Origin of the sequence: Vibrio ulleungensis (assembly GCF_016900875.1) — a bacterium.
Lineage (GTDB): Bacteria > Pseudomonadota > Gammaproteobacteria > Enterobacterales > Vibrionaceae > Vibrio > Vibrio ulleungensis.
This window is the reverse complement of sequence record NZ_JAFEUM010000006.1, coordinates 183,549-198,695: the sequence shown is the minus strand read 5'-3', so window position 1 is coordinate 198,695 and position 15,147 is coordinate 183,549. Positions and strand designations below refer to the sequence as shown.

Here is a 15,147-nt window from a genome sequence, read left to right as displayed (position 1 = left end):
TGATTAAAGGTTGTTTTGGTATGTTTGATATTGCTCTGTACGAGCCTGAAATTGCGCCTAATACAGGCAATATTATCCGTTTATGCGCCAACTGTGGTGCGAACTTGCATCTGATTGAACCATTAGGATTTGATCTAGAAGAAAAGAAGGTTCGACGCGCAGGACTGGACTATCACGATCTGGCCCGCGTAACACGCCACAAAGACTTCAACGCGTTTACGGCGTACTTAGAAGAGCGTGAGCAGCCATACCGCTTGTTTGCGTGCACCACCAAAACCACCGGACACCACGTGGATGCCCAGTATCAATCTGGGGATGTATTGTTGTTTGGTCCAGAAACTCGTGGCCTGCCTAGTGAGGTCATTGAAAGCTTACCGATGGAGCAGCGCATTCGGATACCGATGATGCCTGATGCTCGCAGCTTAAACCTGTCTAATGCGGTTGCTATTATTGCGTTTGAAGCTTGGCGGCAGATGGGTTTTGAAGGCGCGGTTTAGGTAGGGGCGGGGACGCTGCGCTGTGAGGGGCGAAATCAAAAAGGGAGCACGCTGTGCTCCCTTTTTTGTTTGGGTATAACCTAATTAGTTAGACGTCTTATTTGCGCTCTTCGTCGTCTTTGCGTTCGTATTCGCCTTCAAAGGTATTTCCGTTCGACATCGAATCAAAGCGATCTGACTGCTGAAATGGGTTTTGACCTGGGTTGTGTTGCCCATGCTGTTCAAAATGGCCAAACTGCGCGCTGCTCGCTTGCACTTGAACACGGCTCATTAGCTGCTTGGCGATGGCCGCACGAGGTGCTGGCATTAGCACAATCATGCCGAACGCATCGGTCATAAAACCTGGGGTCAACAACAGTACACCAGCGACCGCTAACATCACCCCTTCAACGATTTGTTGCGCTGGCATCTCGCCTTGTTGGAGTCTATTTTGCACCGACATAATGGTTTGCAGCCCTTGGCTACGAACCAAAGAAGCGCCGACTAACGCAGTGATCACAACCAATGCCACTGTCATGCCAACACCTAGGGCTCCGCCTACTTGAATAAACAGGGCAATCTCTACGATTGGCACCACAATAAACAGAGCTAATAAAATTGGAAACATACTTCTACCTTCTGGTTATGGACTCAATCCTATTCATTTTCATGATCAAGTCATCTTGTCTCTCACTCTACTGAGGCGACGAATTGATCTCAAGTTACTCGAAACATATTTACTCACTTTTACTTAGGTCAATGTTAGGTCAATTATTTGGGTTTTAAGGAAATAATTTGATGCATATAGGTTTTTCGTAGTGGGTTTACGATTACACTTACGCTCAATCGGTAATGGGAGACATTACTGGCTGCCCTCATGAACGGATTCTTTTTAGAGAGTTAGCATTCATTGGTGAATTACCACCTATATTTAGCTGACAATACACATAAAAAAGGATCCAATATGACGCAATCCCCTGTTCAATCAGCAACGCGCGTAGAAGAAGATCTCCTAGGCCAACGTCACGTACCCGCTGATGCGTATTATGGTATTCATACCTTACGCGCCATCGAAAACTTCAACATATCGAGCACCACGATTTCAGATGTCCCTGAATTTGTGCGCGGTATGATCATGACCAAAAAAGCAGCCGCAATCGCCAACGCCGAATTAAGCGTTATTCCCGCGGACATTGCCAAGCACATCATCGATGCCTGCGATCTTATCCTCGATACGGGTAAATGCATGGATCAGTTCCCATCGGATGTCTTCCAAGGCGGCGCTGGCACCTCTGTCAACATGAATGCCAACGAAGTGATTGCGAATGTAGCGCTCGAACTGATGGGCAAAGAGAAGGGTCAGTATGAATTTATTAACCCTAATGACCATGTTAATAAGAGCCAATCCACCAACTGTGCTTACCCAACTGGATTTCGCATTGCGGTTTACAACAGTGTCAGCAAGTTAATTGAGTCTATTGAGTACCTAAAAGGTGCATTTGATACAAAAAGTGAAGAATTTGCTGATGTACTAAAAATGGGCCGAACTCAATTGCAAGATGCCGTGCCAATGACTGTAGGGCAAGAGTTCCACGCTTGGGCGGTTACTCTTAACGAAGAAATCCGTAACCTGCAATACACCAGCAAACTGCTGCTTGAAGTCAACTTGGGGGCAACCGCAATTGGTACTGGCTTAAATGCGGCAAAAGGGTATCAAGAACTGGCAGTAAAAGAGCTTGCTGTTGTGACCGGTTTGGACTGCGTACCTGCCGAAGACTTGATTGAAGCGACCTCCGACTGTGGGGCTTATGTCATGATCCACGGCGCCCTAAAACGCTTAGCGGTGAAACTGTCTAAAGTATGTAATGACCTAAGACTGCTCTCATCTGGTCCACGCGCAGGTCTAAACGAGTTGAACTTACCTGAATTGCAAGCAGGCTCATCAATTATGCCTGCTAAAGTAAACCCAGTCGTGCCAGAGGTGGTTAACCAAGTCTGCTTTAAAGTGCTAGGCAACGACAACACCATCTCATTTGCCGCCGAAGGTGGGCAACTGCAACTTAACGTGATGGAGCCGGTCATCGCACAGGCCATGTTTGAGTCTTTAGAGATTCTCAGCAATGCGTGCGTAAACTTGCGCGACAAGTGCATCAGTGGGATCACCGTCAACCGTGAAGTGTGTGAAGCCCACGTGCATAACTCCATCGGTATTGTGACCTACTTGAATCCCTACATTGGCCATCATGAAGGCGACATCGTCGGTAAAATCTGTGCCCAGACAGGCAAGAGCGTACGTGAAGTTGTACTTGAACGCGGCCTGCTTACTGAGTCGGATCTCGATGAGATATTCTCGGTTGAGAATCTGATGAATCCACAATACAGAGCCAAACGATACTAATTCCATCCCCTGCAAGCTGTGCTTTGCAGGGGAGTTTTTAACCGTATAAATACTCACTTTATTAAAGGAAAAACACATGGTTGTTATAGAGCTATTTGTTGTTCTGCTGTTTATCTATTTGGGTGCCCGCATGGGTGGCATCGGCATTGGTCTAGCGGGTGGCGCTGGTGTTGTCGTTTTGTCACTGGTGTTAGGTGTGCCGACTTCGCAAGCCTATATTCCAATTGACGTAATACTCATCATTATGTCGGTGATCACGGCCATTGCCGCTATGCAAGTCGCGGGTGGTATGGATTGGTTGGTGCAAATCTCTGAGGACTTTCTGCGGAAAAACCCTCAACACATCACTTTTTACGCACCGATCGTCACATTCGTAATGACACTAATGGCAGGTACGGGCCATACTGCGTTCTCGACACTTCCAGTGATTGCCGAAGTGGCTAAAGGTCAAGGTGTACGTCCATCACGCCCATTGTCTATTGCCGTAGTTGCCTCTCAGATCGCGATTACTGCGTCGCCAATTTCTGCAGCTGTTGTGGCGTTTGCCGCGATGCTGGACCCGCATGGTATTGATTACCTGAGCCTTCTTGCTGTCTGTATCCCAACCACATTCATCGCCTGTATGATCGGTGCATTCGTGGCAAACTATATGGGCTGTGAGCTCAAAGATGATTCAGAATACATTCGCCGATTAGAAGCGGGGCTCATTAAAGTAAAAGGTCCTGAGCAACGCACACTTCTTCCTACCGCAAAGAAAGCCACCTATATTTTCATTGCCGCAATTCTTGCCGTTGTGACTTACGCTGTGGCGATTTCAGGTTCTGTGGGGCTCATTGAAGATCCTGCTCTTGGACGTAATGAAGCGATCATGACATTCATGCTTGGCGCAGCAGCACTTATCGTCCTAACCTGTAAAATCGACACCAGCAACATTCCTGCTGCGGCAACATTCCGCTCAGGCATGACTGCTTGTGTGTGTGTTCTAGGTGTTGCTTGGCTAGGCTCGACGTTTGTTCAGTCACATGTCAACGAGATCAAAGACGTTGCTGGCACCCTTTTGGCTGACTACCCATGGATGCTCTCTTTGGTACTGTTTTTTGCCTCTATGCTTCTTTACTCTCAAGGCGCGACAACAGTAGCACTTATGCCTGCAGCACTGGCAATTGGCGTTGCACCACTCACCGCAGTCGCCTCTTTCGCTGCAGTAAGTGCTCTGTTTGTTCTACCAACGTATCCAACGCTTTTGGCAGCAGTCGAGATGGACGACACGGGCTCAACACGCATCGGCAACTATGTGTTTAACCACCCGTTCTTCATTCCTGGCGTGGTAACGATCAGTACCGCCGTAACTCTAGGGTTTGTTTGGGGCAGCGTAATTTTGTAATTGCGACGCTGAATTAAGTTTTGCATAGCTGAATTTATCTATGCACAGCGGGTTGAAGGAATCAGCACAGCCCACTTAGTTGTTGTAAATCCCAACCATTTGGTTGGGATTTTTTCGTTATATTAACGGTCTAAAAAGGCAACCAATGACCAGCGATGCATTGCAGTGGATTTTCCAGTACTCTATAGCCTAATTAGATGAAACAATTCATCGGCAATGACGGTCTAATGTAACAGCACAACCACAGAACTAAGGAAACCGCCTTTTTCATGCGAACTATCAAGCATTTTTGTTTACTGCTCTGCACCCTAATCTCTTTTTCTGCTATCGCCGATTTTTCATCGAGCAGCAGTTTTAATGGTGGCAACAGTTTTGTGCCTGTTGATGAAGCTTTTCCTATCCAAGTGTCACAAAGCCAACATCAAATTAAGGTTGAGTGGGGCGTTGCCCCTGACTATTACCTCTATCAATCAAGAATGTCCTTTAAGGCAACCGATGCCACCATTGTAGACGTCGATCTTATCGATGGAGCGCCATACAAAGATGAGTTTTTTGGTGACGTTAATATTTACACTGAGCCCGTTGTAGCAACGCTTACCCTCGACGCTGTTACCTCAAGCGATGCAGAACTCACTGTAGAGTACCAAGGCTGTGCAAAAGCTGGTTTTTGCTACCCACCAGAACGCCGCACCTTCCCAATCAGTTTGGTCGCAAATGCAGCCGCAGCAGAGCTAGGAAGTTCAGAGGCACCTTTGAGCCAAGACGCTTCGTTTGCCTCCAAGCTTGGTGAAAACTGGTGGACGCCAGTGCTGTTTCTGCTGCTAGGTGTGGGACTTGCGTTCACACCCTGCGTATTTCCGATGTACCCAATAATCACCTCTATTGTGGTCGGCAAAGGAAACACAACACCTCGACATGCCTTTAAATTATCCTTTATTTACGTTCAAGGGATGGCGCTGACCTATACCTTATTAGGATTGGTCGTCGCATCAATGGGCGTACAGTTTCAAGCGGCCCTTCAGCACCCAGCAATCTTGATTACCATCAGCGTGTTATTTGTGTTGCTGGCACTGTCTATGTTTGGGGTATACACCCTGCAATTGCCAAGCAGTGTGCAGACCAAACTCAACCAGTGGAGTAATGCTCAAAGTGGCGGTAACACCGCTGGCGTATTTACCATGGGAGCAATCTCTGGTTTGGTATGCTCGCCCTGCACTACCGCGCCGCTTTCTGGTGCATTGCTATACGTTGCGCAAAGCGGTGATCTGCTTACTGGTGCTATCGCACTGTATGCGTTAGCACTTGGTATGGGGATCCCTCTTATTTTGGTGGCGGTTTATGGTAATAAGTTGCTGCCAAAATCCGGACTTTGGATGGAGCGGGTAAAAGTGTTCTTTGGCTTTATCCTGCTTGCCGCGCCTCTGTTTTTCTTAGAGCGCATATTGCCAGATCTGTGGAGCGCAGTATTGTGGGCGCTGCTCGGTTTTGCCACCTTCGGCTGGTTATTTAAAGCTAAGAACAGTTTTGAGTTTGGCGGATGGAAACAGAGCCTTATTGGAATTGTAGCGGTGCTAGGCATCGTTGCGTCAACCAAGCCGCTGCTCGACATTTACGCTGCGCAGCAAGCTCCAGCATCGAGCATTGAGTTTGTGAAAATTGACACCGTGTATGACCTTAATAAACAGCTGGCTCGCGCCAAACTTGAAGGCAAGCCCGTCATGCTCGACTTTTATGCTGACTGGTGCAGTGCATGTAAGGAGTTTGAAAAATACACCTTCCACGACGCTAAAGTTGAGCCACTGCTGGAAAACATGGTGCTACTGCAAGCGGATGTCACCAAAAACCGCGTCCAAGACATTGAGCTATTAAAAGAGCTGGGCGTTCTTGGTTTGCCTACCATTGAGTTTTGGAATGAGCGGGGGCAAAAAATCACTCAAGCCCGCGTGACTGGGTTTATGAATGCAGACCGGTTCAGTCAGCATCTCCATGCGCACTTAACTCTGCAGCCCTAGTTTTCTATATATAGTTTCCTATATACAGTTTTCTAGCCAGCGCTAAGCAACGCTAAAAGCAAGCATTACAGCCAAGCGACTCACACATCGCTTGGCTTTTTTAACACCAAAACCTGCACAGTTTTCTCCATACAGCTATCTCCGAGCAGATTTCTCCGAGCATAGCTATTGCCTCGTAGCCATTCCGCTGAGATTACCGCTACCCTGTGCTTGAGGGCATCAATTTACTGGTCAGATCCCGTTTCATTGCATGCCTTCATGCCGTTACATACAAAAACGATAAACCTCTCTCAATCAAGCCGATTTCACTTGGAAGATAAACCATACTCAGCCAACACTCATAGCGTCATTACGCATGGGGAGACGAGCCATGAAACAGCAACGAGTCGCGCAGCTTCTTTGCCAAGGACTGTCCAATAAGCAGATTGCGCGCCAGCTATACATTTCTGAAAACACGGTAAAGTATCACTGCAAGCAACTGTTTCGGATTCACGAGGTGCAATGTCGCACCGAGTTAACCGCGCGGCTGCTCAATGACCAAGCCTTTCTACTCGGTGTTGAGGCGTCCAAATGAGAAATACACTGTTTCGACGTAGAGCCCTCAAGCAGCAACAGGCCCGCCTAGAAGGTGATGTACTGCTGCTGCAACCGTTGTCTCAACCTTTGGTAGTGGGCGTTCTTCTCACGCTTGTTGTCACCTTCGGCACCTTCCTAGTCCAAGCCAGTTTTGCACGGCAAGAGCGTGTTACGGGCGTGCTGATGCCAGATAAAGGCATTCTCAAAGTGTATTCTCCGCAGTCCGGTATTGTTAAAAAGGTCTTAGTCGAAGAAGGGGATAATGTTGAGTTAGGGCAGCCGCTGGCCATTATTGGCTCGTCAAAAGTCAGCACCGCAGGTAAAGAGACCCTTGCCGCCCACATCAGCGTACTGCAAGGCCAGCAAACACTGATCGAGGAGCAACAAGATCGCGTTCTGCACACCATTCAACATCGCACCAAGCAATTGTCTTTAGACCGAAAAGGCATCGAGCAGCTACTCACACATCTTAAGGCTCAACTGGAAACACTGGATCTTCAGCAGCAACTTTCAGCGCAGCAGCTCTCTGCCCTCGATGGGCTACTAAAGCAAAAACACATCACGCAGGTGCAACATAATGAAGTACACCGTCAGTACCTAAATCTGGTTGCGCAGCGAGAAAACCTGCTGCAGCAACAAAGCCAAAATCATCAGCATCTCATCAACATCGACCAACAGCTTAGCCTGCTGCCTACCGAGCAGAAAAACCAGCTGGATCAGCTAAAGGCGCAGCATTACCAACTGCAACGCCAGTTGCTTGATGCACAATCCAATCATCAATTTGTACTACGTGCAGAGCAAACTGGCGTGATTAGCAGTATGCAGCTGCACAAAGGACAACACGTTTCTAGCCAAACGCCACTGCTCAGCGTTTTACCACAAAACAGTAGGTTACAAGGTGAGTTGCTGGTTCCTTCTCACGCGATTGGGTTTATTCAACCTGGGCAAAGCGTCGCGCTTAAATACGCTGCTTTTCCTTTTCAAAAGTTTGGGGTCTACCAAGGAGAGGTCATCGAGATCAGTAAAAATGTGCTCATTCCCAATGAGTGGCAGCATCTCCCTCTGCATATTAGCCAGCCAAGCTATAGGGTCACGGTGCAAATCGACTCGCAACAAGTGCAGGCCTACGGCAAGAGCTTTACGTTGCAGCCAGGCATTCAGTTTGACGCTCATATCCGGCTGGATGAGCGCTCATTGTTGGAGTGGTTGCTCGAACCATTGCTCAGTTTAAAAGGGAGATTTGCATAGTGTCGACGCATACATTATTAAAACTAGGAACATCACAGCATCTGCCTGTGGTGCGTCAAACCGAAGCGGCGGAGTGTGGTTTGGCGTGCTTGGCGATGGTTGCACATTTTCATGGGTATCGCGGCGATTTGACCCATTTTCGACAGCGTTTCTCTGTGTCTAATCATGGGGTGAACTTAAAACAGCTCATGAGTATGGCCAGTCAACTAGACCTCATAGGCCGCGCTCTCCAACTTGACATGGAGCACCTCTCCCAGTTGCAAACTCCCTGTGTGCTTCACTGGGACATGAACCATTTTGTAGTACTCAAACACGTTGATAGTAAACACGCAGTGATCCACGACCCCGCTACCGGGCAAAAGAGTATGTCGCTGTCTGAGTTTTCTAACCACTTCACCGGAATCGCCTTAGAGCTGACCCCCTCGCAGCAGTTTGCAGTGGCGGAGTTCAAGCAAACGCTGCGCTTCCACCAGCTCTGGTCACGTATTACTGGTCTAAAACGACACATCCTACAAATATTACTGCTGTCACTGCTGCTGCAGATATTTTCCATTGCCAGCCCCTTTTATATGCAAACCGTCATAGACGATGTGTTGCTCACCCGAGATACCCAGCTGCTGGCGGTCCTTGCTATAGGCTTTGCCTTACTGATGCTGGTTCAGTCACTAACCGAGTGGTTACGAGGCCTGTTGGTGCTTCACTTATCGAGTAAGCTCAGTATTCAAATGGCGGCCAATCTATTTAGGCACATGGTGCACCTCCCAATGGATTACTTTGAAAAGCGCCACATGGGCGATATTGTGTCGAGGTTTGGGTCGCTACACGAGATTAAAGAGCTCCTCAGCACCGGAATTGTGTCGGTTATTGTTGATGGTCTACTGGCGATAGTAACGCTGGTGATGATGCTGCTGTATAGCGTTAAACTGACCTTGATTGTTTTGGCGAGTGTTACCGTCTACGCATTATTGCGCGCGGCACTGTATAGGCCAATAAAGCGACTTACCGAAAACAGCATCATTAGCCACGCCAAAGAAAACTCAAACTTCATGGAAACCGTTCGCGCCATCCAAAGCGTCAAAGTATTTGGTAAAGAAAGCGAGCGACAAAACCTTTGGCATAACCGATACGCCGATGCGATGAATCAAGACATCGCCATAGGAAAATGGACGCTCAGTTTCTCACTTGCAAACGCACTACTGTTTGGCATCGAGAACATCTTGGTGGTCTATTTTGCTGCAACCGCAGTGATGGGAAACATCCTGTCCATCGGCATGTTGTATGCGTTCATGAGTTACAAAAACCATTTCACCAACAGCATCGACTCGCTCATATCAAAAGGCATCGAAATTAAAATGCTAAGTGTGCATTTAGAGCGCCTTGCCGATATTGCTTTAACCCCAACAGAGACAGCCCACAGCGGCATCCCGCTTATTCAAAACGTTAATGGTCAACTGTGCATCCACAACATCAGCTATCGCTACAGTGACTCCGAACCTCCCGCTTTTACCGAGTTATCTTTTACGATTAACGCCGGCGACTCCATCGCAATTACCGGCCCTTCTGGGTGCGGAAAAACCACCCTAGTGAAATGCCTCATGGGATTACTCACTCCCAGCTCGGGCACAATCACAATAGATGGCAGCGATATTCACAGCATAGACAATTACAGAGAGCAGATAGCCGCCGTGATGCAAGACGACCATTTGGTCTCTGGCTCCATCGCAGACAACGTCGCTTTTTTCGACCCAAACTTAGATCGAGATTGGCTGGTCGAGTGCGCCACCATGGCAAACGTTCACGACGACATTATGACGATGCCAATGAACTACAACACCTTAATCGGTGATATGGGCGCTGCGCTTTCAGGCGGGCAAAAACAGAGAGTGCTTTTAGCTCGAGCCCTCTATAGGCGTCCAAAAATCCTGTTTTTGGATGAAGCCACCTCGCACTTGGATGTAGCCAACGAGGCGATTGTGAATGAGAATATTAAGCGATTAAATATAACTCGGGTGATTGTAGCGCATCGGCCGGAGACTATTCTAAGTGCTGATCGGGTATTGGAGATAGGTTTTGACTAAAATAACCGGTCAAAATTAAATTAATTATTAGATCAAAATCTCATTTCTAAACCCGTAATACTTTCTTCTATGAAATACTGTAAAACCTGTACTATAACTACCCATCTGGGTAGTTCATTAATCACCGTTTATTTACGAAAATATATATGCTTTATAAGAAAGCATAATAAATTATATGGAGATTAACTATGAAAGAACTATCTTTAAATCAGGTTGAGTCTGTCAGCGGTGGCATATTACCTTTAGCCGCTGCAATCGCGGTAGCAGTTGCTCGAAAAGTTGCAATTAAACAAGTACGAAAATATGCAACTAAGAAGAATGCAGCTATAGCCACTGGGGCTGCTGCTGGCTGGGCAGCAGAAGATTAAGGAGTCAACATGAAAGAACTAAATCAACGAGAAGTAACGCAGGTCAGCGGTGGCGGTTTACCTGCCGCATTTTTCATGGGTGTTGCAGCAGGCGCACTCGCTAAAAAACTTTATACTAAATACTATAAAAATAGATAGCTAGCTAAAAGGGCAGACCTATATTTATTATAGATCCTCTGCCCTTACTTAAGGAAATCATGATATATATACCGATCTCATTTGGTGTGATATTACTTGCATCATTAATAATAGAATCAAAAATCAATAAGAATAATGAGCCTCATATAGTGGTAAAGGCTATACAGTTTATATGTGGTTTTATTACTATGACATTTACTATATTAGTATTCTGCGACATTTTTTTAAATCTTAACAATGATGAAATGGATATCGCCGGAGCTATAGCTTGTATGGTATCTATCGCAATTTGCTACCCCACTTTTATAGACTACAGTGACTAGTCAGTAGGATTTATGCTCATAAGCAAAGCGTTGATCAAGCGTTGTCCAAAATGCCAGAATCCAATTTCCAAAGCCGACCGAATCTCGCATTTCTACGCCACCAACATTACTCATTCCATCTGCGGTGCAAATTTAGCAATAACAGCATTTGCAAGCGGCGTGAATGTAGCACTCTCAGTTGCAGGTGGTCTTATCCTTGCGGATCTCTTCAATTTAGGAGTCTTCGCTTATGCCATTCTACCCGCAGTCCTAACGCCAACGTTGAACTTCTTATCATTTGGATACGTCATTGAAGACAAGAATAGCAGCGGTAATAAGTAACAAATTTCCTTTCGTCATTAACGTGTGACAGAGCCCACGGCAATAAACCGATAACCATAGTGACCCCCCTCAGACTTTTCGGGTACAAATATTGTCCAATCCACCATTCAGAACCATAATCATTTCAATAAGTTCTAACGGATAAGAGTACATAGTCATGGATGCAAGTTACTCGATAGTTATCGCCGATGATCACCCGCTGTTTCGCAACGCGTTATTTCAGGCGGTACACATGGCCATTAGTGGCGCAAACCTACTTGAAGCGGACTCTCTAGAGTCCTTAGTTCAGCTGCTTGAGACTCAAGACGAGCCAGATTTGGTGCTGCTTGACCTTAAGATGCCTGGTGCAAACGGCATGTCTGGACTGATCCAGATGCGAGCTGACTACCCAGACATTCCTATTGTTGTGGTGTCGGCCAGCGAAGATGCCAGCATTGTCACCCAAGTTAAAACACATGGAGCATTTGGCTTTATTCCTAAGTCGAGTGATATGCGAACGCTTACCGATGCGCTTAAGCAAGTGCTCAATGGCGATCCCTACTTCCCAGCAGAGTTGATCACTAATAAAGCAGCGTCAGATGATCTAGCGACCAAAATCGCGACCTTAACGCCTCAGCAGTATAAGGTTCTTGGTATGCTCAATGACGGATTGCTCAATAAGCAGATCGCCTATGAGCTCAATGTATCGGAAGCAACCATTAAGGCGCACATGACAGCCATTTTCCGCAAGCTAGGGGTTAAAAACCGCACCCAAGCTGTGATTATGCTGCAGCAGATGCAACCTGAAAGTTAGACATCTCCTTCTTACCGCGCGTTTTTTTGCAAACACAATCGGGATATTTGATGATCGCAGCTTCAAATGTCCCTTTGTTGCCCGACTAAAGTCTGCCATCGCTTTACATTATTTTTGTGTTGAAAGCACAAACTCTACTACTTACGTCTAAGTTAACATTTCCACAACACGCTCATACCCGTCCCTAGCTCACAAAACGCCCTAATTATTAGACATTATTCGACTTTTATCGCGCGACTAAAGTTGAAAAGAACTCTTGTTAAAGGATTGCTAATGTAAATGATGCAACATTTCATTAACACTCAAGAAGCGCTGCACTGGCTGCGCGAGTGACCGATAACAATACCGTAAGGAGACGGCAATGGCGTTTAAAGACGAAGCTAAAGCCAAAGCCTACTGGGACAAAAACGTGAAACTGATGATTAGCTTAATGATTATCTGGTTTGTGGTCTCGTTTGGCTGTGGCATCTTATTTGTTGATGCACTAAACAACATACAGATCGGAGGCTACAAGCTTGGCTTCTGGTTCGCTCAACAAGGTTCAATTTACACCTTCTTGGCCATTATTTTTTACTATGCGTGGAAGATGCGACAAATCGACCGCGAATTTGGCGTTGAAGAATAGGGGCTGCTGAAGATGGATCTTAAAACCATTACTTACTTAGTCGTCGGTGCAACCTTTGCACTGTATATCGGCATTGCGATCTGGGCTCGTGCTGGATCAACTAAAGAGTTCTATGTTGCGGGCGGTGGTGTACACCCTATCGCAAACGGCATGGCAACTGCGGCTGACTGGATGTCTGCTGCATCGTTCATTTCAATGGCTGGGCTTATCGCCTTTATGGGCTATGGTGGTTCGGTGTTCTTGATGGGTTGGACAGGTGGTTATGTACTACTTGCACTTCTCCTAGCACCTTACTTGCGCAAATTTGGTAAGTTCACTGTACCTGAGTTCGTAGGCGAGCGTTTCTACTCTAAAACAGCCCGTATTGTTGCGGTAGTCTGTTTGATCATTGCATCGGTCACTTATGTTATCGGTCAGATGAAAGGGGTAGGTGTTGCCTTTGGTCGCTTCTTAGAAGTGGACTATGACACAGGCCTACTAATCGGTATGTGTATTGTATTTATGTACGCGGTTATGGGCGGCATGAAAGGCATTACCTATACACAGATTGCACAATATTGCGTACTCATTTTAGCTTACACTATTCCAGCAATATTCATTTCGTTGCAATTAACTGGCCACGCACTTCCTCAGATTGGTCTGGGTAGTACCATGGTCGGCACCGATGTCTACTTACTCGACAGGCTCGACCAAGTAGTGACCGAACTCGGATTTACTGAATACACCACCCATGTGCGCGGTGACACACTCAATATGTTTGTGTACACCATGTCACTAATGATTGGTACTGCCGGTCTTCCACACGTAATCATTCGTTTCTTTACTGTGCCAAAAGTACGTGATGCGCGTACCTCAGCAGGTTGGGCACTTGTGTTCATCGCGATCCTATACACTACCGCTCCTGCAGTAGCTGCAATGGCTCGTTTGAACCTAATGGATACTGTTAACCCAGCACCAGGCCAGCACCTTGTTTATGACGAGCGTCCTGACTGGTTTAAAAACTGGGAAAAAACTGGCCTACTTGGCTTTGATGATAAAAACGGTGATGGCAACATTAACTACACTTCTAGCGCGGCTACAAACGAGCTTAAAGTGGATAACGACATCATGGTATTGGCTAACCCAGAAATCGCTAAACTACCAAACTGGGTGATTGCATTGGTTGCTGCCGGTGGTCTTGCTGCTGCACTATCTACAGCGGCAGGTCTATTGCTCGCCATATCCTCCGCAATATCCCATGACTTGATTAAAGGGGTCATCAATCCCAACATATCGGAGAAGAAAGAACTGCTCGCCTCGCGAATATCCATGGCCGTTGCCATTGCTGTCGCCGGCTACTTGGGACTCAATCCTCCCGGGTTTGCAGCGGGTACGGTAGCGCTGGCCTTTGGTCTTGCCGCCTCCTCCATTTTCCCTGTGTTGATGATGGGTATCTTCAGTAAGAACATCAACAAAGAAGGTGCGATCGCCGGTATGATCGCCGGTATCAGTATTACTCTGTTCTACGTATTCCAACATAAAGGGATCCTATTTATCTCTGACTGGACTTACTTAGAAAGCTGGGGAAGCAACTGGTTCCTAGGCATTGAGCCAAATGCGTTTGGTGCAATTGGTGCGGTGTTTAACTTCCTTGTTGCCTTCCTAGTATCGAAAGTAACCGCTGAAACACCACAAGAAGTGAAGGACCTTGTAGAGCACGTTCGTGTACCTGCAGGTGCTGGCGACGCAGTCGACCACTAATCACTTACCTAAGCCCTATCGAAAGATAGGGCTTTCTTTTTACCAACCTTTCTACCTACGCCACAGTTTTAGACTTTGCATTTTGCTGCGATTAAAAACTGTTCTAAGTTGTTATTATCCATAATAAAAAGTCAGTTGTATGTTTAAAAATAAACACTTTATTCTTGCTGTAATTATTACGCCCGTTCTTGCCGTTATCGCCTATTTTGGTGTTGATCTCGCGGTCTCCGAAAAACCGCACGCGGCCAAAAAAGGGGAAAGCTACAAGCTTATTAGTAAATCCAACTGCCGTTACACCAGTGGTCTGTGTGATATGGAAAACGGTGAATTTAAAATCAAATTTCGTTCTGAGTCACTTAGCCAGCAAGGTTGGGAAATCAGCATGACCTCTAAGCACGCACTTCAAGGCGTGATTGTGTCTGTCGTGGCGAACGAAAGTGAACAAGGCCAGCCCATCGACATGGTGTCAAACGACACTGAAAACAGAAGCTGGGTTGCGACGCTTCCTCCCCCGTCTTCTAAAGACTATCTATTACGTGTTGCAACAGAACTAGATGGAACCCTCTACTATGGCGATACCACTACCGAGTTCGTCAAATACGAAACACTGTTTACTGACAAATAAATAGAAAATTGATGCAATGAAACGGTTTTCATCCTTTGCGAA

General features: G+C 46.6%; 15 protein-coding genes. 14 read left to right on the top strand and 1 reads right to left on the bottom strand.

Going from position 1 to position 15,147, the window contains the following annotated elements; translation table 11 throughout:
- Nucleotides 1-20 precede the first annotated feature (20 nt).
- The gene (trmL, locus tag JQC93_RS15160) at nt 21-497 is read left to right on the top strand and encodes a tRNA (uridine(34)/cytosine(34)/5-carboxymethylaminomethyluridine(34)-2'-O)-methyltransferase TrmL (protein ID WP_205159250.1); all 477 of its coding nucleotides are present in this window, start codon (nt 21-23) and stop codon (nt 495-497) included.
- Nucleotides 498-594: 97 nt separating this feature from the next.
- Here trmL and JQC93_RS15155 read toward each other — a convergent pair whose 3' ends face one another.
- Nucleotides 595-1,104, bottom strand: coding sequence for an FxsA family protein (locus JQC93_RS15155; RefSeq protein ID WP_205159249.1), 510 nt, complete (start codon nt 1,102-1,104; stop codon nt 595-597).
- Between the two features lie 336 nt (nt 1,105-1,440).
- Between JQC93_RS15155 and aspA the strand changes: the two genes are divergently transcribed.
- From aspA to JQC93_RS15090, 13 genes are all read left to right on the top strand, one after another.
- Nucleotides 1,441-2,874: an aspartate ammonia-lyase gene (aspA, locus tag JQC93_RS15150; RefSeq protein WP_205159248.1), complete on the top strand. Its 1,434-nt coding sequence runs from the start codon at nt 1,441-1,443 to the stop codon at nt 2,872-2,874.
- A 76-nt stretch (nt 2,875-2,950) separates the two neighbouring features.
- Nucleotides 2,951-4,258 carry an anaerobic C4-dicarboxylate transporter gene (locus JQC93_RS15145; RefSeq protein WP_205159247.1) on the top strand — a complete coding sequence of 436 codons (1,308 nt, stop codon included), beginning with the start codon at nt 2,951-2,953 and terminating at the stop codon, nt 4,256-4,258.
- Nucleotides 4,259-4,527: 269 nt separating this feature from the next.
- Nucleotides 4,528-6,270 (top strand): protein-disulfide reductase DsbD, encoded by a 1,743-nt coding sequence (locus tag JQC93_RS15140; protein WP_205159246.1) that lies wholly within the window; start codon nt 4,528-4,530, stop codon nt 6,268-6,270.
- Between the two features lie 370 nt (nt 6,271-6,640).
- Nucleotides 6,641-6,844, top strand: coding sequence for a response regulator transcription factor (locus JQC93_RS15135; RefSeq protein ID WP_084884092.1), 204 nt, complete (start codon nt 6,641-6,643; stop codon nt 6,842-6,844).
- Nucleotides 6,841-8,094, top strand: a complete 1,254-nt coding sequence (locus tag JQC93_RS15130) for an HlyD family secretion protein (protein WP_205159245.1) — start codon at nt 6,841-6,843, stop codon at nt 8,092-8,094. The genes JQC93_RS15135 and JQC93_RS15130 overlap by 4 nt, the downstream gene beginning before the upstream one ends.
- Complete coding sequence (locus JQC93_RS15125; protein WP_205159244.1) at nt 8,094-10,172, top strand: peptidase domain-containing ABC transporter; 2,079 nt, start codon at nt 8,094-8,096, stop codon at nt 10,170-10,172. Before JQC93_RS15130 ends, JQC93_RS15125 begins: the two co-directional genes overlap by 1 nt.
- A 188-nt stretch (nt 10,173-10,360) precedes the next feature.
- The gene (locus JQC93_RS15120; protein WP_205159243.1) at nt 10,361-10,540 is read left to right on the top strand and encodes a class IIb bacteriocin, lactobin A/cerein 7B family; all 180 of its coding nucleotides are present in this window, start codon (nt 10,361-10,363) and stop codon (nt 10,538-10,540) included.
- Nucleotides 10,541-10,549: 9 nt separating this feature from the next.
- Nucleotides 10,550-10,678 carry a class IIb bacteriocin, lactobin A/cerein 7B family gene (locus JQC93_RS15115; protein WP_205159242.1) on the top strand — a complete coding sequence of 43 codons (129 nt, stop codon included), beginning with the start codon at nt 10,550-10,552 and terminating at the stop codon, nt 10,676-10,678.
- A gap of 335 nt (nt 10,679-11,013) precedes the next feature.
- Nucleotides 11,014-11,322: an Rcat domain-containing protein gene (locus tag JQC93_RS15110; RefSeq protein ID WP_205159241.1), complete on the top strand. Its 309-nt coding sequence runs from the start codon at nt 11,014-11,016 to the stop codon at nt 11,320-11,322.
- Nucleotides 11,323-11,479: 157 nt separating this feature from the next.
- On the top strand, nt 11,480-12,115 hold the full coding sequence (locus JQC93_RS15105) for a response regulator (protein WP_084884086.1): 636 nt from the start codon (nt 11,480-11,482) through the stop codon (nt 12,113-12,115).
- Between the two features lie 361 nt (nt 12,116-12,476).
- Entirely contained in the window at nt 12,477-12,740 is a 264-nt protein-coding gene (locus JQC93_RS15100) for a DUF4212 domain-containing protein (protein ID WP_205159240.1), read from the top strand.
- A 12-nt stretch (nt 12,741-12,752) separates the two neighbouring features.
- Complete coding sequence (locus tag JQC93_RS15095) at nt 12,753-14,480, top strand: sodium:solute symporter family protein (RefSeq protein ID WP_205159239.1); 1,728 nt, start codon at nt 12,753-12,755, stop codon at nt 14,478-14,480.
- A 139-nt stretch (nt 14,481-14,619) separates the two neighbouring features.
- Nucleotides 14,620-15,105: a hypothetical protein gene (locus JQC93_RS15090; protein WP_205159238.1), complete on the top strand. Its 486-nt coding sequence runs from the start codon at nt 14,620-14,622 to the stop codon at nt 15,103-15,105.
- Nucleotides 15,106-15,147: the final 42 nt, after the last annotated feature.